Below are 19464 nucleotides of genomic sequence, written 5' to 3' on the forward strand. Positions count from 1 at the left end.
GTTCCGAGCTTACTAGGGGCGGCTGAGCCAAGCCGGTTCCGAAGAGCCGTAGGCCACCGGCGCCTCTGAGTACCCCAAGGGTGAGCCGTCAACCGTAAGCGGCGGCCCGACGAACCGGAGGACTCCGTGGGTGCTGTCCATCTGTCGGTAATCCGGCCCGGGCAGCATACCGTCCGTCCCGTCGCCGCCGGCCGGGCCCAAGCTGAACAGCTCCTCGGCTGTCCTGGCCAGGGACATCCGGGCTACCCCTCCGCGTCCATTCACTTCCCTTTCGGCCAGCAGGGCCAGGATGGCAGCGGCCAGGCCGTATCCCGTGGCGTGGTCCAAGGCCTGCACCGGCAGGGCACCCGGCCGCCACCCGCCGTCGTTCGCTGTTCCGTAACTTTCGGCGATGCCGGAAGCTGCCTGGACCAGGCTGTCGAAGCCCCGCCGCTGCTGCCAGGGCCCGGCACCCCACGCCGTCAGGGTAGCCACAATGACATCGCCGCGGTCCTGGGCCAATGAATGGGCATCGAGCCCAAAGGATTCCAGGGCGCCGTCACGGTAGCCCAGGATCACCACGTCCGCGGTGGCGGCAAGGCCCCGTACCCGCTCCAGGTCGCCGGCCTTGTAGAAGTCCGCCACGGCACTTCGCTTGTCGAAGCCTGAATCGATGAAGGCGTCCGGCAATTCCGGGAACTGCGGAGGATCGATCCGCAGGACATCAGCCCCCAAGGCGCCCAGCAAGCGCGTTGCCGTGGGACCGGCGATGACACGGGTGAGATCCAGTACCCGCAGGCCCAGCAACGGGCGGCCTGCGTCTGGGGAAGGGCGCCACTGCGCTCCGGCCCGCGGGGGTCCCGGTGCCTGATGCGCGTCGATCCATGGGAGGGATGCGACCGTCCCGTGGACGGGTGCGTCGATCCATTCGCCGCGGCTCCGGACGGCCGCCGCCACTCCACCCCGGGCATTGATGAGCGCTTCGGCTTCCAACGCCGTCAGGTCCAGCAGGGCACCCTCAACGTGTCCTTCCGCGGACACGGACAACGCGTCCAGCAACCGGGCCGCGTGGTGCGGATAGTTGGCGTGCAGCCTGATCCAGCCGTCCGAAGTCCTCCTGAAACCTGAGAGCGGCGCGAAACCCACCGCCGGCCGTCCAGCGATGCGCAAGTGTCCCAGGGAGTCGAAGGAGTGGGCGGTCCGGACAGTGGAAACCTGGTACCGCCGGCTCGCCGTCAGCGCATTCAACGCTGTAGCTGCGGCCTGGACGGAGCCGATCGCCAATCCTTCGACGTCCAGTGGGCCGTGCCACCAGCGTCGGGGACCGTCCCAGGCCGCTGGAGGAACCGGACCGACGGCAGCAAGGTTCCGCAGGCTCGCCAGTAAATCCGGGACGGTTTCCATGGAGCGTACCTCTACAAGCGGTCGACGGCGGTGACCCTCACCACCGCTGTGCCGGACTGGTCAGATGCGGCAAGGTCCACCTCGGCGGAAATGCCCCAGTCGTGGTTGCCCGCCGGGTCGTCGAAGATTTGCCGGACACGCCATAGTCCTGGCTCCTCGGTGATGATGAGCAGGCCCGGCCCGCGGGCGTCCGGTCCCGTGCCGATGTCATCGTGTTCATCGAAGTAATCGTCCAGGACGTCTTCCCACTTGTCTGCTTCCCAGCCCGCTTCGGCGTCCAGTTCGCCCAAAGCCGCAGAATCCTCGTCGGCAAACAGTTCCACGCGGCGGAACATTTCGTTGCGGACCATGACGCGGAATGCCCGTGCGTTGGACGTCAGCGACGGCGGTGGAGGCGGGGGAGCATCGTGCGGAGTGGGAGCAAGTCCGGAGGTAAGTTCTTCCCATTCATCAAGGAGGCTCGAATCCACTTGCCGCACCAATTCGCCCAGCCAGGCGATGAGGTCTTCCAGGTCCTCGCGCAACGAGTCCTGCGGAACGGTCTGGCGCAATGCCCTGAAGCCGTCGGCCAGGTAACGCAGCACGATGCCTTCCGAACGCGCCAGGCCATAGAACTGGACGAACTCGCCGAAGTTCATGGCCCGCTGGTACATGTCCCGGATGATGGATTTGGGCGCCAGCTCGAAATCCCCGACCCACGGCGCGGCTTTGCGGTAAACGTCGAAGGCCTCGCCCAGGATGTCCGCCAACGGCATGGGATAGGTGACCTCGTCCAGCATGGCCATGCGTTGGTCGTAGTCGATGCCGTCGGCCTTCATGGCCGCAACGGCCTCGCCGCGTGCCTTTTTCTGCTGGGCAGAGAGGATTTGCCGGGGCTTCTCCAGCGTCGCTTCGATCACCGACACCACGTCCAGTGCGTAGGCGGGCGACTCCGGATCCAGCAACTCCAGGGCAGCGAGGGCAAAGGGGGAGAGAGGCTGGTTGAGCGCAAAGTTTGCCTGCAGGTGGACAGTCAACCGGACCGAACGCCCTTCGGCCGCCTGCTCGTCCTCCGGAACCCGTTCCACCACGCCGGCGGCCAGCAGTTCCCGATAGATACCCAATGCCTTTTTCATGAGCTTGAGCTGCGAGACCCTGGTCTCATGGTTTTCGCTGAGCAGCCTGCGGGTGGCAAGGAAGGGATCGCCGGGCCGCTCCAGCAGGTTAAGCAGCATGGCGTGCGTCACCGTGAAGCTTGAGGTCAAAGGCTCGGGAACGGATTCGACAAGCCGGTTGAACGTCGGTTCTCCCCAGGCGACGAATCCCTCAGGCGGCTTCTTCTTCACTACCTGGCGAAGCTTCTTCTGGTCATTGCCGAACTTCGCCGTGGCTTTGGCCATCGCCTTGGCGTTTTCCACCACGTGTTCGGGAGCCTGGACCACGACGGTGCCGGCGGTGTCGTACCCCGCCCGCCCCGCCCGTCCGGCAATCTGGTGGAACTCACGCGGGTTAAGCACCCGGGTCCGGACGCCGTCGTACTTGCTCAAGGCGGTGAGCAGCACCGTCCGGATGGGCACGTTGATGCCAACGCCCAAAGTGTCGGTTCCACAGATGACCTTGAGCAAGCCGGCCTGGGCCAACTGTTCCACCAGCCGGCGGTACTTTGGCAGCATGCCGGCGTGGTGGACGCCGATGCCGTGGCGGACCAGGCGGTTAAGGGTCTTGCCAAACCCGGCCGCGAAGCGGAAGTTGGCGATCAGCTCGGCGATCCGGTCCTTTTCCTCCCGGCTGCACATGTTGATGCTCATGAGGTTCTGCGCGCGCTCGATCGCTTCGGCCTGGCTGAAGTGGACCACGTACACAGGCACCTGCTTGGTGGACAGCAGTTCCTCGAGGGTTTCGTGGACAGGCGTCTGGTGGTAGTAGTAATGCAGTGGAATGGGGCGTTCCGCTGAACTGACCGTAGTAGTGGTCCGGCCGGTGAGTTGGGTCAGTCCTTCTTCGAACCGCGTCACATCGCCCAACGTGGCTGACATGAGCAGGAACTGCGCCTGCGGAAGTTCCAGGAGCGGTACCTGCCAGGCCCAGCCACGCTGCGGGTCGGCATAGAAGTGGAACTCGTCCATGATCACGGCGCCCACCTCTGCGGCCGCGCCTTCGCGGAGGGCCGTGTTCGCGAGGATTTCAGCGGTGCAGCAGATGATGGGCGCGTCCTGGTTGACGCCGGAGTCACCCGTGATCATGCCAACGTTTTCGGCGCCGAAGATCTCGCACAGGGCAAAAAACTTCTCGGACACCAGCGCCTTGATGGGCGCCGTGTAGTAACTGCGCCGGCCACGCGCCATGGCTTCGAAGTGCGCCGCGATGGCCACCATGGATTTGCCGGAACCAGTGGGCGTTGCCAGGATAACGTTGGCTCCCGAAGCAAGCTCCATGACGGCCTCGTCCTGTGCCGGGTACAGCTGCAGGCCGCGGCTCTCTGTCCACTCAACAAAGCGGCTGTAAATGTCGTCCGGACCCAGGGGATTGTTGGCGGTTGAACCGGAAAGCTGCTCAAGAAGTTTCATTGGTTTCCAGCTTAGTGCCCGCAACCACTAGGCTCGCTCCTGCAGAAGTGCCCATGGCGAGGAGGCTTTTAATGAAATGGGATCCGTCCAAGTACGTCGAGTTCGGCAATCACCGCCACCGGCCCTTCCATGACCTTGTAGCACGGGTACTGGCCGATGATCCCCGCGAGGTAGTGGACCTGGGGTGTGGTCCCGGCAACCTCACCGCAACCCTGGCCGAACGCTGGCCGCACGCCCGCGTCACGGGCATTGATTCCTCCACGGAAATGCTGTCCAAGGCGTCTGTCCTGGCTGGACGGGAGCCCCGGCTGGACTTTGTCGAAGGCGACATCTCAACGTGGCAGCCCGGACCGGACACTGATGTGGTGGTGACCAACGCCGCATTGCAGTGGGTTGCCGGGCACCAGGACATGCTCGGCGGCTGGCTTCAGGCGTTGAAACCCGGCGCCTGGTTCGCCATGCAGGTTCCCGGCAACTTCACCTCACCGTCGCATGCGCTGATGCGGGAACTCGCCGGGTCGTCCACCTGGTCTTCCCGCTTGGGCGGCGTGCTGCGCCACGACGGCGCCGTGGGTAGTCCGGCGGACTATCTCAACATCATGCTCGACGCCGGTTGCTCGGCTGACGCGTGGGAGACCACCTACCAGCAGCTGCTGCCAGGCAAGGACCCGGTCCTTGAGTGGGTCAGGGGAACCGGGCTGCGGCCGGTCCTTGAGGCCTTGTCTCCGGAGGACGCTGCAGAGTTTGAACGCGAATATTCCGCTCTGCTCCGGGACGCCTATCCGGAAACCGGGCACGGAACTGTCTTCCCGTTCCGCCGGATCTTTGCCGTGGCACGCAGGAATCCGTGAGGCAGGACAACGCCGCCTGGAATTTCACAGCCAACAGTGCCTTGTCCCGGCAGTGCGTCGCTGGTCTAATTCTCGGCATGGACCAAGGAAGCTTCGCTGCGCCGGACACGGCGTCTTCAGCCGGCCGGTGTCCGGCATGATTTCCCCCACAGACTTCCCCGGGACGTGGCGCCCCAACACCAGCAGCGGAGTCGCCTTGTTCGAACAATTGAGGCTTCGGATCATTGAGCTTGCCGACTCGGGTGTCCTTGCCGTGGGGGCCAAACTCCCGCCCGTCCGCAACCTTGCCGGAGTCCTGGATGTAGCACCGCACACGGTGGCCCGCGCCTACAAGGAGTTGGAGGCTGCCGGAGTGGTGGCCACCAGGGGGCGGAACGGGACCGTGGTGTGCGCACGCGATGACCGGTGGGGCGCACTGGCGGAAGGGGCGGCCCAGTATGCGGCAGCGGCCAAGGCCCAAGGGGCATCGTTCGCCGAGGCGGTGCAACTCCTGGCAGCCGCTTATGACGCCGATTGATACCGATCAGTAGGGTGTGAGCCACCACATGGAAATTCGAAGACGTTTTCGACTAGCATTGTGGGGTGCCCAAAGCCTTAGCTGAAGATACAGCCGTCCATGCCCTGAACCGCGTTTCGGTCGCGCCCGACGCCAAACCCGTGCGCCCGGACCTGTCCCGTTTGGTGGTCAAGGGAGCCCGCGAACACAATCTGCGCAACGTTGACCTGGACCTCCCCAGGGACGCCATGATCGTCTTTACCGGGCTCTCGGGTTCGGGCAAGTCGTCCCTGGCCTTCGATACCATCTTCGCCGAGGGGCAGCGTCGCTACGTTGAGTCCCTCTCCGCCTATGCGCGGCAATTCCTGGGACAAGTGGACAAGCCGGACGTCGATTTCATTGAGGGCCTTTCTCCGGCCGTCTCCATCGACCAAAAGTCCACCAGCAAGAATCCACGTTCCACGGTGGGCACCATCACGGAGATCTACGACTACATGCGCCTGCTGTGGGCGCGCGTCGGCAGGCCGCACTGTCCTGTGTGCGGGGAACCGATTACGCGGCAGACTCCGCAGCAGATCGTGGACCAGCTGCTCGAACTGGACAAGGGGACCCGTTTCCAGGTGCTGGCACCGGTGGTGCGTGGCCGCAAGGGCGAGTTCGTGGACCTCTTCAAGGAACTCACGGCCAAGGGCTACTCGCGTGCACGCGTGGATGGTGAGCTGGTCCAGCTCAGCGAGGCTCCCAAGCTGGGCAAGCAGTTCAAGCACACTATCGAAGTGGTGGTGGACCGCCTGGTAGTCAAGGAGGACATCGGCCAGCGCCTGACGGATTCCGTGGAAACCGCCCTCGGCCTGGCCGAAGGCCGTGTGCTGGTGGAATTCGTGGATCTCGATGCCGCGGATCCTGCACGCATCCGGGCTTTCTCGGAAAACCTCGCCTGCCCCAATGAGCACCCCTTGGCCATCGACGAGATCGAACCCCGTTCGTTCTCCTTCAACAATCCCTTTGGCGCATGCTCTGCCTGCAGCGGCATCGGCACCAAGCTTGAGGTGGACGAGGAACTAATCGTTCCCAACCCGGAACTTTCCCTGGCCGAGGGCGCCATTGCGCCGTGGTCCTTGGGCACCGCGACCACGGAATACTGGAACCGCTTGCTCGAAGGCCTTGCCTTGGAACTCGGCTTCTCCATGGACACCTCCTGGGAGCGCTTGCCGAAGGACGTCCGGAACACCGTGCTGCACGGCAAGGACCACAAAGTGGTTGTGCAGTATCGCAACCGCTTTGGCCGGGAGCGTAAGTACAGCACCGGGTTTGAAGGAGCCATCCAGTATGTCCACCGCAAGCACGGTGAGACCGATTCGGACTGGGCCCGCGACCGCTACGAAGAATACATGCGGCAGGTTCCCTGCCCCGAGTGCAATGGTGCGCGCCTTAACCCGGCGTCGCTCTCTGTCCTCATCAACGGCAAGTCCATTGCCGAAGTCGCGGCCTTGCCCATGCGGGAGTGCGCTGCGTTCCTCGGCAGTTTGACGCTGACGGACCGTGAGGCCCAGATTGCCCACCAGGTGCTGAAGGAAATCCAGGCACGCCTGACCTTCCTCCTGGACGTCGGCCTCGAATACCTGAACCTTGAACGTCCCTCCGGCACCCTGTCCGGCGGCGAGGCCCAGCGCATCCGCCTGGCTACGCAGATCGGTTCCGGCCTGGTGGGCGTGCTGTATGTCCTCGATGAGCCGTCCATCGGCCTGCACCAGCGGGACAACCGCCGCCTCATCGAAACCCTGACCCGCCTCCGGGACCTCGGCAATACGCTCATCGTTGTTGAACACGACGAAGACACCATCCATGAAGCGGACTGGGTGGTGGACATTGGACCCGGCGCCGGCGAGCACGGTGGCCAGGTGGTCCACTCCGGTACCTACAAGGAACTCCTCGCCAACCAGGATTCCCTGACCGGCGACTACCTCTCCGGCCGCCGGAAGATCGACGTTCCAGCGAAGCGCCGCAAGTACGACAAAAAGCGTGAGCTGAAGGTTGTTGGTGCACGCGAGAACAACCTCAACAACGTCGATGCCACCTTCCCGCTGGGCCTGTTCACAGCCGTGACCGGCGTGAGCGGTTCGGGCAAGTCAACGCTCGTCAACGAGATCCTGTACAAGGTCCTGGCGAACAAGCTCAACGGCGCCAAGCAGGTTGCGGGACGCCACCGCACCGTCAACGGGCTGGAACACCTGGACAAGGTGGTGCACGTCGACCAGAGCCCGATTGGCCGGACGCCGCGCTCCAACCCGGCAACGTACACCGGTGTGTTCGACAACATCCGGAAGCTGTTCGCCGAGACCACCGAAGCCAAGGTCCGTGGCTACCTGCCCGGACGCTTCTCCTTCAACGTGAAGGGCGGCCGCTGCGAGGCGTGCTCGGGTGATGGAACGCTGAAAATCGAGATGAACTTCCTGCCGGACGTCTACGTCCCGTGCGAAGTGTGCCACGGCGCGCGCTACAACCGGGAAACCCTGGAGGTCCACTACAAGGGCAAGACCATCGCGGACGTGCTCAACATGCCCATCGAGGAGGCGGCAGAGTTCTTCGCCGCGTTCACGCCGATCGCCCGCCACCTGAACACCTTGGTGGACGTGGGCCTGGGCTACGTACGTCTCGGCCAGCCGGCCACCACCCTCTCCGGCGGCGAGGCACAGCGCGTGAAGCTGGCAGCGGAGTTGCAAAAGCGCTCCAACGGCCGCAGCATCTACGTGCTGGACGAACCCACCACGGGCCTGCACTTTGAGGACATCCGAAAGCTCCTGATGGTCCTGCAGGGCCTGGTGGACAAGGGCAATACGGTGATCACCATTGAGCACAACCTGGATGTCATCAAGTCCGCTGACTGGATTGTGGACCTGGGACCCAACGGAGGTTCCGGCGGCGGCCGGATCGTGGCTTCCGGGACCCCGGAACAGGTGGCAAAGTCCACCGAGAGCCACACGGCGAAGTTCCTGGCCGAGATTCTGGGTTAGCCGCCCATCGCTGCAGTGGAAGTATTCCGGTAGCGGCATGCGAGTTTCGAGCATGCCGCTACTTGTGGGAAACTAACCCGGTGACTCAAACAAAGGTGCCCGTAATATTCGATCTGGACGGCACCCTTGTCGATCCAGCCGGCGGTATCACGGGGGGCATTTCTGCGGCACTGCGTGAAATGGGCCTCCCGGTACCGGAGCAGGCCGTGCTGAATTCCATGGTGGGTCCCAAGCTGAGCGATTCCCTGCTCCACTTGGCGAATGTTCCGCCGGAAATGGTCGATGAAACCATCGAGCGCTACCGCGGCCATTACCGCGAGACCGGCATTGCTCAAAGCACGTTGTACCCGGGAATCTTCGATCTCCTTGAATTCTTCACGGAATCGGGCCGTTCAGTAGCCGTGGCAACGCAGAAACCCCAAGGCATTGCCCGGATGGTCCTGGAGCACCACGGAATTGCCGATTTCTTTGTGGCCATTTGTGGTGCCTCCGATGACGAATCCCTGGGTGCGAACACCGCTCCTGGCAAGGTCGAAATTGTCGGTGCGGCCTTGGCGCAACTCCACTCGCAGCCTGCCGTGATGGTGGGGGACCGGCACCAGGACGTCGCCGGAGCCATGGCCAACGGACTCGACTGCATCGGCGTCCGCTGGGGGTTCGCGCCCGATGGCGAGCTGGAGGAGGCCGGAGCCGTAGCGGTTGTGGAGGACACGGCCGGGCTGCGGAGCAAAATCGAAGAACTTGACGCTGTCCGTGCGGCAGCCCTGAGCGAGGTACATAACGATGGCGGTCTTTGATGCGATCCGGTGGACCACGCGTGGATTGATTTCCACCACGTGCCGCCCCACGGTGATCGGCCTCGAGAATGTGCCCAAGGAAGGCCCGTTCATTGTTGCCCCCAACCACCTTTCTTTCCTGGACAGTGTCATAGTCCAGGCACTCATGCCGCGGCCCGTGGCGTTCTTCGCCAAAGCCGAGTACTTCACCACCAAGGGCGTCAAGGGTGCAGTGATGAAGTCCTTCTTCGAAGCCGTGGGTTCCATTCCCGTGGAGCGCGGCGAGCAGGCTGCCAGCGTGCAGGCACTGAAGACCCTGCTGGACATCCTGGAAGCGGGCAAGGGCATCGGCATCTACCCGGAGGGAACCCGGTCCCGGGACGGCATCCTCTACCGCGGCAGGACCGGCGTTGGCTGGCTTGCCCTGACCACTGGTGCGCCGGTGATCCCCGTCGGTTTGATCGGGACTGAAAAGCTGCAGCCTGCGGACAAGAACGCCGTCCGGCCCCAGCACTTCACCATGAAGGTGGGGGAACCGCTGTATTTCGACAAGACCGGCCCCGACCACTCCCTTCCTGCACGGCGTGAAGTGACGGATCGGATCATGGACGCCATTGCTGTGCTCAGCGGCCAGGAACGCTCCACCAGCTACAACCAGAGCAAGGCTGTGGAGTAGCCGCACACCGCGCTTGGCATTTGGTGTCAGTGCCGTTCACTAGACTTGAACCGTGGCACATCCAGCAAGTTACCGCCCCCAAACAGGCGAAATTCCCACCACCCCGGGCGTCTACCGGTTCCGCGACCCGCACGGCCGTGTGATCTACGTCGGCAAGGCAAAGAACCTTCGCTCCAGGCTCAACTCCTATTTCGCCAACCCGGCGGGCCTGCTTCCCAAGACGCATGCCATGGTGCATGCCGCGAGCAGTGTCGAGTGGACCGTGGTGGGCAGCGAGCTGGAGTCCCTCCAGCTGGAGTACACCTGGATCAAGGAGTTCAAGCCGCGCTTCAACGTGGTCTTCCGGGACGACAAGACGTACCCCTACTTGGCCGTCACCATGGGGGAGAAGTATCCGCGGGTCCAGGTGATGCGGGGCGAGCGCCGCAAGGGAACGCGCTACTTCGGTCCCTATACCGCGGGTGCCATCCGGGAAACCATGGACACCCTCCTGCGCGTTTTTCCCGTGCGCAGCTGCAGCGCCGGCGTCTTCAAGCGTGCCGAAGCCAGCGGGCGGCCCTGCCTGCTGGGCTACATCGACAAGTGCTCCGCCCCCTGCGTGGGCCGGGTGACCCCGGATGAACACCGTGCCCTGGCGGAGGACTTCTGCTCGTTCATGGGCGGCGAAGCCAAGCGCTTCATCAACAGGCTGGAAAAGGACATGGCTGCGGCCGTCGCGGAACTCGACTACGAGCGTGCGGCCGGACTTCGGGACGACATCATCGCGCTGCGCAAGGTGTTCGAACGAAACGCCGTCGTCCTGGCCGAGGATACGGATGCCGATGTCTTCGCCCTTCATGACGACGAACTGGAAGCGTCCGTACAGGTCTTCCATGTGCGTGGCGGCCGTGTCCGGGGCCAGCGCGGCTGGGTGGTGGAGAAAGTGGAAGATGCCACCACGCCGGAGCTCATCGAACACCTGCTTCAACAGGTCTACGGTGAGGACAGCGGGGTACAGGGCCGCATTCCCCGCGAGGTGCTCGTCCCGGAGAATCCGAGCAACCATGCCGAGCTTGCCGAATGGCTCGGGGGATTGCGCGGCGCCAAGGTGGACATCAGGGTTCCGCAGCGCGGGGACAAGGCCGCACTCATGTCCACGGTCAGGGAGAACGCCGAGCAGGCGCTGAAGCTCCACAAGACGCGGCGGGCGGGAGACATCACGGTGCGGTCCCTGGCCCTCCAGGAGTTGCAGGAAGCACTGGAGCTGCCGGTGCCGCTGCTCCGCATCGAGTGCTTCGATATCTCGCACGTGCAGGGCACCAACGTGGTGGCCTCCATGGTGGTGGTGGAGGATGGGCTGCCCAAGAAGTCCGACTACCGGAAGTTCTCTATTACAGGACCGGCGGCCGCGGACGATACCGCCGCAATGCACGACGTCCTGACCCGCCGGTTCAGGCACTATCTGAACGACAAAGCCGCGCAGGTCCCGGTTTCCGGCGAAATCGTCAATCCGACGCAGGCTGCGCCAACCGCCGGAACGGAGCAGCCGCCGTCGGATCCCACGCTGCCGGCACCAAAGGCGAAGTTCGCCTACCCGCCCAACCTGGTGGTGGTGGATGGCGGCCAACCGCAGGTGAATGCGGCAGCCCGTGCCCTGGCGGAACTGGGGATCGACGACGTTTACGTCGTAGGCCTGGCCAAGCGCCTCGAAGAAGTGTGGCTCCCGGACAGCGACTTCCCTGTGATTCTTCCCAGGACGTCCCAAGGGCTGTACCTCCTGCAACGCATTCGCGACGAAGCGCACCGTTTTGCTATCACGTTCCACCGGCAAAAGCGCGGGAAGGCCATGACGGTTTCGGCACTCGACGGCGTCCCGGGATTGGGCGAAGCGAAGCGCAAGGCGCTGATCGCCCATTTCGGTTCGCTCAAGAAGATCAAAGCAGCCAGTGCCGGGGAACTTACCATGGCCAAGGGGATCGGGCCTGCCCTCGCAGCCGCCGTGGTCCAGCATCTCGGCTCTGGAGAAAACGCAGGTGGGACGGTCCCGGCCATCAACATGACCACCGGCGAAATCCTCGAATCTTAGCTAGGGTAAGAACTTGACCGGTGGCAGCCTTCGCGACGCCACCGGTCCATCGTGCCGCCCTCCGGCAGCACGGTGGGCCACATACGACTTCCGAGGAAACGGGGACGACTGATGGACGAGTCAACGGCAGGATCCGGGACGGAGCAGGACGGCATGACGCCCGTCAAGCCACCGGAGGCGGAACTGCTGGTAGTCACCGGCATGTCCGGTGCTGGCCGCAGCACGGCGTCCGATGCCCTCGAGGACCACGGGTGGTACGTGGTGGACAACCTGCCGCCCCAGATGCTGGGTACCTTGGCTGAGATTGTGTCCCATGCCCCCAAATCGATCCCCAAGTTGGCCGTCGTCGTGGATGTCCGCAGCAAGGATCTCTTCACGGACATCCAGACGGCGTTGGGCGCCTTGAGCGCCACGGGCATCACTTTCCGGGTCCTGTTCCTCGACGCCAGCGACGACGTCCTGGTGCGCCGCTTCGAACAGGGCCGCAGGCCACACCCCCTGCAGGGCGGCGGACGCATCCTCGACGGTATCGGCATTGAACGCGAGGTCCTCCGGGAACTCCGCGAGCATGCGGACGTCGTCCTGGACACCACCGATTACAACGTCCACGGCCTTGCCACCGCCATTACGGAACTGTTCAGCGACACCGGGCCCGTGACGCTGCGGCTCAATGTCATGAGCTTCGGCTTCAAGTACGGGCTCCCCGTGGACGCGAACTTTGTGGCTGACGCCCGCTTCATTCCGAATCCGCACTGGGTCCCGCAGTTGCGGCCCCACACCGGCCTGGACCAGGACGTCAGCGACTACGTCCTGGCCGCCAACGGTGTCCACGAGTTCGTGGATCGCTACGTCAGCGCCCTGGAACCCGTCCTGGACGGCTACCGCCAGGAAAACAAGCACTACGCCACGTTGGCTGTTGGCTGCACCGGTGGGAAGCACCGCTCGGTGGCTGTCGCCGTCGAGCTTTCCAAGAGGCTGGCGCAGTACCCACGGGTCACCGTCACCACCACCCACCGCGACCTGGGCCGCGAGTAATGGGCGTCCTGACCGGCCCGCTGCCCCTGATCCCACCGAAGGGCGTTCCCGGCAGCCAGCAGCACAAGAGTCCGTCCGTGGTTGCCCTCGGTGGAGGCCACGGCCTGGCCGCGTCCCTGTCCGCCTTGCGCCTGCTGACCTCCGAACTGACGGCGATCGTCACGGTAGCGGACGACGGCGGTTCTTCCGGGCGTCTCAGGGACGAGTACGGTGTCCTCCCGCCCGGTGATTTGCGGATGGCGCTCAGCGCCCTGTGTGACGATACGGACTGGGGCAGGACCTGGCGTGATGTCATGCAGCACCGCTTCAACGCCGGCACGGCCAAAGGCGGCTCGCTGGACAACCACGCCATGGGCAACCTCCTCATCGTCACGCTCTGGGAGTTGTTGGGGGATACCGTCGCCGGTCTCAAGTGGGCGGGGGCCCTTCTGGGGGCCCGCGGACAGGTCCTGCCCATGTCCAGCGTTCCCCTGACCATCGAGGGCCAGGCCCGGGTGGCCCTGCCCGGAGGCGGACACGAACTCCAGACCGTCCGTGGACAAGCCAAATGCGCCGTTGCCGGGAAGCTCGAGGACGTCCAGCTCCTGCCGGCCGACGCCCCAGCCTGCACGGAGGCCCTGACCGCCATTGAACTCGCCGATTGGGTGATCCTTGGGCCGGGTTCCTGGTACACCTCGGTGCTTCCGCATCTCCTGTTGCCGGAACTGCGGCAAGCCCTGGGTGAAACAACGGCCAAGCGCTGCCTGACCATGAACCTGGACATGGAGACGAGGGAGACGTCGGGCATGACCGCGGCGGACCATCTCGATGTCCTGCGCCGCTATGCCCCCGAGTTCAGCGTGGACGTGGTCCTTGCCGACCCCACGGCAATCCCGGACCTCAAGGCTTTCGAGAAGGCCGCGGGGATGATCGGCGCGGAGGTCGTGTTGGGTAGAGTAGGGGCGTCGAGCCGCCGCCCCGTCCATGATCCCCTGCTCTTGGCAGCGGCATACCACGATATTTTCGGGAACAGTTAGGAACACATACGCGATGGCACTTACCGCGTCGGTCAAGGACGAACTGTCCCGGCTGGACATCAAGAAGTCCTCAGTCCGCAAGGCCGAAGTTTCAGCGATGCTTCGTTTCGCCGGGGGCTTGCACATTATTTCGGGGCGGATCGTCATTGAGGCCGAGGTGGATCTGGCATCCACGGCCAGGCGGCTCCGGGCCGCCATTGCGGAGGTCTACGGCCACCAGAGCGAAATCATCGTCGTGTCCGGCGGTGGCCTCCGGCGCGGGAGCCGTTACGTGGTCCGGGTGGTCCGTGATGGCGAGGCCCTGGCCCGGCAGACAGGCTTGCTCGATGGCCGCGGCAGGCCCGTCAGGGGACTGCCCTCCGTAGTGGTGAACGGTTCCGCAGCCGATGCCGAGGCCGTCTGGCGTGGCGCGTTCCTTGCCCATGGTTCCCTCACCGAACCCGGCCGGTCATCGTCGCTCGAAGTCACCTGTCCCGGCCCTGAGTCCGCGCTGGCTTTGGTCGGTGCCGCCCGGCGGTTGGGCATCCAGGCCAAGGCGCGCGAAGTACGTGGCGTGGACCGCGTGGTCATCCGGGACGGCGACACCATCGCGGCCCTCCTGACACGAATGGGTGCCCACGATGCCCTGATGGTCTGGGAAGAGCGGCGCATGCGCAAGGAAGTGCGGGCAACGGCCAACAGGCTCGCGAACTTCGACGACGCCAACCTGCGCCGCTCGGCCCAGGCTGCCGTGGCTGCGGGTGCCAGGGTGGACCGCGCCTTGGAGATCCTGGGCGACGACGTTCCGGACCACCTCAAATATGCGGGGGAATTACGCGTTGCGCATAAACAGGCCAGCCTGGACGAACTCGGCCGCTTGGCTGACCCGCCCATGACCAAGGACGCCATCGCCGGGCGTATCCGCCGTTTGCTGGCCATGGCAGACAAGCGTGCGTTGGATTTGGGAATTCCGGGTACCGAAGCAAATGTGACTCCGGAAATGATGGACGAGTAGTTCACGCCCCTAGAATCAAAAGTGCGCGGAAGGAAATACTGTGAAGCCCCCACGGGTTGACCCCCTTTGGAGGCAATCGCAGGCTTCTTCGCCAAGGATTTCCGGCCGCCCAGCCGGTCGGATGAACACAACGAGAGTTACCAAACCGGACTTCGGTCCATGACATTGGAGGATTTCGTGACAGAGTACGTTCTGCCCGAGCTCGGCTACGACTACGCAGCACTCGAGCCGCACATTTCGGCAAAGATCATGGAGCTGCACCACAGCAAGCACCACGCTGCCTACGTAGCCGGCGCCAACAATGCGCTGGCGCAGCTGGCCGAAGCCCGTGACAAGGGCGACTACGCCAACATCAACCGCCTCTCCAAGGACCTCGCGTTCCACACCGGTGGCCACATCAACCACTCCGTCTTCTGGAACAACATCTCCCCGGACGGCGGCGACAAGCCCGAAGGCGAACTCGCAGCAGCCATCGACGACGCTTTCGGCTCGTTCGATGCCTTCCGCGCACAGTTCACCGCTGCTGCCCTTGGCCTGCAGGGCTCCGGCTGGGCTTTCCTGGCCTACGAGCCCATCGCAGGCAACCTGCTCATCGAACAGCTCTACGACCAGCAGGGCAACGTTGCCGTGGGAACCACCCCGCTGCTCATGCTCGACATGTGGGAGCACGCGTTCTACCTGGACTACGTGAACGTCAAGGCCGACTACGTCAAGGCGTTCTGGAACATCGTGAACTGGGCAGACGTTGCCAAGCGCTTCGAAGCAGCCCGCACCAACGCCACGGGCCTCATCGTCCTCTAGGTGGTGAGCCCTGGTTGACACTGGTGTAACAAAAGTCACTTTTTCAGTGAATTAGGGCCAAATGCTGAAATGCCTGCCCCCGCAGTTGCGGGGGCAGGCTCAGTTAAACGTAAGATGGGTCACGGAAGGCGGTTAGCCTTCAGCAACGTGGCTGGTCGCTTTCCGATCTGATAATCACCTCTGCCCAATGGCGTGCGGGGTCTGTTGGTTGGACCTAAAAACCCAACTCACGAGGCGTGCTTGCAAGAGCACCAAGGAGATTGACAAACAGTGACCACCCGTATTGGTATCAACGGCTTCGGCCGCATCGGCCGCAACTACTTCCGCGCAGCGCTGGCCCAGGGCGCTGACCTTGAGATCGTAGCCGTCAACGACCTCACCAGCCCTGAGACCCTCGCCCACCTTCTGAAGTACGACTCCGTCGGAGGCCGCCTGACCCAGTCGGTTGAAGTTGTGGACGGCAACCTCGTCGTCGACGGCAAGTCCATCAAGGTCCTTGCAGAGCGCGACCCCGCCAACCTTCCGTGGGCAGACCTCGGTGTTGACATCGTCATCGAATCTACCGGGTTCTTCACCAAGGCTGCAGCCGCGCAGAAGCACATCGACGCCGGTGCCAAGAAAGTCCTCATCTCCGCTCCTGCCAGCGACGAAGACATCACCATCGTCATGGGCGTCAACGACTCCCAGTACGACCCCGCAGCGCACAACATCATCTCCAACGCGTCCTGCACCACCAACTGCCTCGGCCCGCTGGCCAAGGTAGTCAACGACGCCTTCGGCATCGAGCGTGGCCTCATGACCACGGTCCACGCCTACACTGCCGACCAGAACCTGCAGGACGGCCCCCACGGCGACCTCCGCCGCGCCCGCGCAGCAGCCATCAACATGGTCCCCACGTCCACGGGTGCAGCCAAGGCAATCGGCCTGGTCCTGCCTGAGCTCAAGGGCAAGCTGGATGGTTACGCCATCCGCGTTCCTGTCCCCACCGGCTCCGCAACGGACCTCACGGTCACCGTTTCCCGCGAAGTCACTGTCGCTGAGGTCAACGCTGCCATCAAGGCCGCCGCGGAGTCCGAGCAGTGGGCCGGCATCCTGAGCTACACGGACGCCCCGATCGTCTCCTCGGACATCGTTGGGGACCCGGCATCCTCCATCTTCGACTCCGGCCTCACCAAGGTGATCGGCAACCAGGTCAAGGTTGTTTCCTGGTATGACAACGAATGGGGCTACTCCAACCGCCTCGTCGACCTCACGGAGCTCGTCGCATCCAAGCTGGGCTAGGGTAGACACATGACATCTCACACCCTCAACGAACTCATCGCTGAAGGTGTCCGCGGGCGGTACATTCTGGTCAGGAGTGACCTCAATGTGCCGCTCGACGGCTCTACAGTGACCGACGACGGCCGCATCAAGGCCTCCCTTCCGGTCCTCAAGAAGCTCTCGGACGCCGGTGCCCGTGTGCTCGTAACCGCCCACCTCGGACGCCCCAAGGGCGCCCCCGAGGAGAAGTACTCCTTGAAGCCCGCAGCAGCCCGCCTCGCGGAGCTGGCAGACTTCAAGGTCTCCCTGGCTGGGGACACCGTTGGCGAGTCCGCCAAGGCCCTTTCAGCCGGCCTCCAGGACGGCGAGGTGCTCGTCCTCGAAAACGTCCGCTTCGACGCCCGGGAAACCAGCAAGGATGACGCCGAGCGTGGCGCCTTTGCCGACGAACTGGTGGCCCTGACCGGAGACAACGGCGCGTTCGTGGATGACGCCTTCGGCGCTGTCCACCGCAAGCACGCGAGCGTTTACGACGTCGCTACCCGGCTGCCGTCGTACTTGGGCGACCTCGTCCACACCGAAGTCGAAGTCCTTCGGAAGCTCACTGCGGATACGCAGCGTCCCTACGTTGTGGTTCTCGGTGGATCCAAGGTCTCCGACAAGCTGGCCGTCATTGACAACCTTCTGGGCAAGGCCGACACGATCCTTGTGGGCGGCGGCATGCTCTTCACTTTCCTGGCTGCTGCCGGGCACAAGGTGGCCGGCAGCCTGCTTGAGGAAGACCAGATCCCCGTGGTCCAGGACTACCTCAAGCGCGCAGCTGACGCGGGCACCTCCTTCGTCATCCCCACGGACGTCGTAGTGGCCAGCCGTTTCGCGGCAGATGCCGAGCACGAGGTAGTCAAGGCAGATGCCATCGAGGAAAGTTCCTTTGGAACGGCCGGCATCGGCCTGGATATCGGACCTGAATCCGCAACTGCGTTTGCTGCCCAGATTGAGGGCGCAAAGACTGTCTTCTGGAATGGCCCCATGGGCGTGTTCGAGTTCGAGGCCTTCTCGGCCGGCACGCGTGCCGTTGCCCAGGCCCTGACAGATACCGTGGCGTTCACCGTCGTCGGTGGCGGTGACTCCGCCGCCGCCGTTCGAACCCTTGGTTTCGACGACGAGCAGTTTGGCCACATCTCAACCGGTGGCGGTGCCAGCCTCGAGTACCTCGAAGGCAAGGAACTTCCGGGACTCAGCGTCCTGGACCGCTAAATAGAGTAAACCGGCCGGCGGCACGCCCTGCGTTCCGCCGGCCGTCCATATTTCAACGCATCCCCTTGGAGTTCACGTGACTACCTCTGCCAACGGCAACTTTGTCCGCAAACCCTTTATCGCAGGCAACTGGAAGATGAACATGGACCACGTCCAGGGCATCACGTTGCTGCAGAAGCTCGCGTGGACGCTTGACGACGCGAAGCACGACTACAAGCGTGTTGAAGTGGCGGTCTTCCCGCCCTTCACCGACCTCCGCGGCGTGCAGACGCTGGTTCAGGGCGACGACCTTGAGGTTGCGTACGGTGGACAGGATCTGTCCCAGTTCGACTCGGGAGCCTACACGGGCGACATTTCGGGCCAGTTCCTCAACAAGTTGGGCTGCTCCTATGTCCTGGTGGGTCACAGTGAGCGCCGGACCATCCATAACGAATCCGACGAGGTCCTGAACGCCAAGGTCAAGGCCGCTTACCGACACGAGGTCACCCCTGTCCTCTGTGTTGGCGAAGGACTCGAGGTCCGCCAGGCCGGCACACATGTGGAGCACACCCTTGCACAGCTCCGGACCGACGTTGAAGGCCTCACCGCGGAGCAGGCAACTGATCTGGTGGTCGCCTACGAACCCGTATGGGCCATCGGAACCGGCGAAGTTGCGGGACCCGAAGACGCACAGGAAATGTGTGCCGCCATCCGCGCCGAGCTGACAGAACTCTTCGATGCCGATGTCGCTGCCAAGACCCGCCTGCTGTACGGCGGATCGGTCAAGGCCAACAACGCCGCTGCGATCCTCGCCGAGCCGGACGTGGACGGTCTCCTGGTGGGTGGCGCCAGCCTTGACCCTGCGGAGTTTGCTAACATTGTCAGGTTCGAGAGCCACCTCGTCACGGACTAGTCCGGCTCCCGCTTTCCGCTTCTTCGAAAGGCCGTCGTGGACGTTCTTCAAGTTATCCTGCAGATCCTGCTGGGCATTACCAGCCTTCTGCTGACGCTGCTCATTCTCCTGCACAAGGGCCGTGGTGGCGGCTTGTCCGATATGTTCGGTGGTGGCATGAGCTCCGGTTTGAGCTCGTCCGGGGTTGCAGAGCGGAACCTCAACAGGTTCACCATCATCCTTGGCATCACCTGGGGAGTGGTCATCATCGGCCTCGGCCTCATCATGCGTTTCACCTCCGGCGGGGATTCCTGATCTCCTCCGGAATGTTCGTCACGCCATCCTGAACGGCGGCACCAAAGTTTGGTGCCGCCGTCGTTCACCTGGCATTAGACTGTCGGTGTTGGCCGTCAGGCCCAAGGG

16 protein-coding genes are annotated in these 19464 nt (G+C 63.9%); 14 read left to right on the forward strand and 2 right to left on the reverse strand.

Features of this window, described 5'->3' with window-relative positions:
• Positions 1 to 12 precede the first annotated feature (12 nt).
• Entirely contained in the window at positions 13 to 1383 is a 1371-nt protein-coding gene (locus tag ACIPV6_RS02635; protein ID WP_400269402.1) for a CoA transferase, read from the reverse strand.
• A gap of 11 nt (positions 1384 to 1394) precedes the next feature.
• Entirely contained in the window at positions 1395 to 3929 is a 2535-nt protein-coding gene (locus tag ACIPV6_RS02640; protein ID WP_400269403.1) for a DEAD/DEAH box helicase, read from the reverse strand.
• Between the two features lie 71 nt (positions 3930 to 4000).
• Between ACIPV6_RS02640 and ACIPV6_RS02645 the strand changes: the two genes are divergently transcribed.
• From ACIPV6_RS02645 to secG, 14 genes are all read left to right on the forward strand, one after another.
• A complete protein-coding gene (locus ACIPV6_RS02645) occupies positions 4001 to 4780 on the forward strand; it encodes a trans-aconitate 2-methyltransferase (protein WP_400269404.1) in 780 nt (259 codons plus the stop codon).
• Between the two features lie 136 nt (positions 4781 to 4916).
• Positions 4917 to 5297 (forward strand): GntR family transcriptional regulator, encoded by a 381-nt coding sequence (locus ACIPV6_RS02650; protein WP_397321770.1) that lies wholly within the window; start codon positions 4917 to 4919, stop codon positions 5295 to 5297.
• A gap of 65 nt (positions 5298 to 5362) precedes the next feature.
• Positions 5363 to 8290, forward strand: coding sequence for an excinuclease ABC subunit UvrA (uvrA, locus tag ACIPV6_RS02655; protein WP_397321771.1), 2928 nt, complete (start codon positions 5363 to 5365; stop codon positions 8288 to 8290).
• A gap of 80 nt (positions 8291 to 8370) precedes the next feature.
• Complete coding sequence (locus ACIPV6_RS02660; protein ID WP_400269405.1) at positions 8371 to 9087, forward strand: HAD hydrolase-like protein; 717 nt, start codon at positions 8371 to 8373, stop codon at positions 9085 to 9087.
• Entirely contained in the window at positions 9074 to 9742 is a 669-nt protein-coding gene (locus ACIPV6_RS02665; RefSeq protein ID WP_400269406.1) for a lysophospholipid acyltransferase family protein, read from the forward strand. Before ACIPV6_RS02660 ends, ACIPV6_RS02665 begins: the two co-directional genes overlap by 14 nt.
• A gap of 52 nt (positions 9743 to 9794) precedes the next feature.
• Positions 9795 to 11807 carry an excinuclease ABC subunit UvrC gene (uvrC, locus tag ACIPV6_RS02670; protein ID WP_400269407.1) on the forward strand — a complete coding sequence of 671 codons (2013 nt, stop codon included), beginning with the start codon at positions 9795 to 9797 and terminating at the stop codon, positions 11805 to 11807.
• Between the two features lie 111 nt (positions 11808 to 11918).
• Positions 11919 to 12842 carry an RNase adapter RapZ gene (gene rapZ, locus ACIPV6_RS02675; RefSeq protein WP_397321774.1) on the forward strand — a complete coding sequence of 308 codons (924 nt, stop codon included), beginning with the start codon at positions 11919 to 11921 and terminating at the stop codon, positions 12840 to 12842.
• Complete coding sequence (yvcK, locus tag ACIPV6_RS02680; RefSeq protein WP_400269408.1) at positions 12842 to 13858, forward strand: uridine diphosphate-N-acetylglucosamine-binding protein YvcK; 1017 nt, start codon at positions 12842 to 12844, stop codon at positions 13856 to 13858. Before rapZ ends, yvcK begins: the two co-directional genes overlap by 1 nt.
• 13 nt (positions 13859 to 13871) lie before the next feature.
• Entirely contained in the window at positions 13872 to 14852 is a 981-nt protein-coding gene (gene whiA / locus ACIPV6_RS02685; RefSeq protein WP_018777554.1) for a DNA-binding protein WhiA, read from the forward strand.
• Between the two features lie 177 nt (positions 14853 to 15029).
• Positions 15030 to 15653: a superoxide dismutase gene (locus tag ACIPV6_RS02690; RefSeq protein WP_397321776.1), complete on the forward strand. Its 624-nt coding sequence runs from the start codon at positions 15030 to 15032 to the stop codon at positions 15651 to 15653.
• A 270-nt stretch (positions 15654 to 15923) separates the two neighbouring features.
• Entirely contained in the window at positions 15924 to 16934 is a 1011-nt protein-coding gene (gene gap / locus ACIPV6_RS02695; RefSeq protein WP_400269409.1) for a type I glyceraldehyde-3-phosphate dehydrogenase, read from the forward strand.
• 9 nt (positions 16935 to 16943) lie between these two features.
• Positions 16944 to 18170 carry a phosphoglycerate kinase gene (locus ACIPV6_RS02700; protein WP_400269410.1) on the forward strand — a complete coding sequence of 409 codons (1227 nt, stop codon included), beginning with the start codon at positions 16944 to 16946 and terminating at the stop codon, positions 18168 to 18170.
• A 76-nt stretch (positions 18171 to 18246) separates the two neighbouring features.
• Positions 18247 to 19062 carry a triose-phosphate isomerase gene (gene tpiA / locus ACIPV6_RS02705; protein WP_400269411.1) on the forward strand — a complete coding sequence of 272 codons (816 nt, stop codon included), beginning with the start codon at positions 18247 to 18249 and terminating at the stop codon, positions 19060 to 19062.
• A gap of 36 nt (positions 19063 to 19098) precedes the next feature.
• Complete coding sequence (gene secG, locus ACIPV6_RS02710; RefSeq protein WP_017198454.1) at positions 19099 to 19356, forward strand: preprotein translocase subunit SecG; 258 nt, start codon at positions 19099 to 19101, stop codon at positions 19354 to 19356.
• Positions 19357 to 19464 lie beyond the last annotated feature (108 nt).

Source organism: Paenarthrobacter sp. NPDC089988, assembly GCF_044748465.1.
Lineage (GTDB): Bacteria > Actinomycetota > Actinomycetes > Actinomycetales > Micrococcaceae > Arthrobacter.

What these genes read in the sequence shown, in the direction of transcription:
- ACIPV6_RS02635 (WP_400269402.1), bottom strand. Translation starts at nt 1,383, where the DNA reads ATGGAAACCGTCCCGGATTTACTGGCGAGCCTGCGGAACCTTGCTGCC.
- ACIPV6_RS02640 (WP_400269403.1), bottom strand. Translation starts at nt 3,929, where the DNA reads ATGAAACTTCTTGAGCAGCTTTCCGGTTCAACCGCCAACAATCCCCTG.
- ACIPV6_RS02645 (WP_400269404.1), top strand. Translation starts at nt 4,001, where the DNA reads ATGAAATGGGATCCGTCCAAGTACGTCGAGTTCGGCAATCACCGCCAC.
- ACIPV6_RS02650 (WP_397321770.1), top strand. Translation starts at nt 4,917, where the DNA reads ATGATTTCCCCCACAGACTTCCCCGGGACGTGGCGCCCCAACACCAGC.
- ACIPV6_RS02665 (WP_400269406.1), top strand. Translation starts at nt 9,074, where the DNA reads ATGGCGGTCTTTGATGCGATCCGGTGGACCACGCGTGGATTGATTTCC.
- rapZ (WP_397321774.1), top strand. Translation starts at nt 11,919, where the DNA reads ATGGACGAGTCAACGGCAGGATCCGGGACGGAGCAGGACGGCATGACG.
- yvcK (WP_400269408.1), top strand. Translation starts at nt 12,842, where the DNA reads ATGGGCGTCCTGACCGGCCCGCTGCCCCTGATCCCACCGAAGGGCGTT.
- whiA (WP_018777554.1), top strand. Translation starts at nt 13,872, where the DNA reads ATGGCACTTACCGCGTCGGTCAAGGACGAACTGTCCCGGCTGGACATC.
- ACIPV6_RS02700 (WP_400269410.1), top strand. Translation starts at nt 16,944, where the DNA reads ATGACATCTCACACCCTCAACGAACTCATCGCTGAAGGTGTCCGCGGG.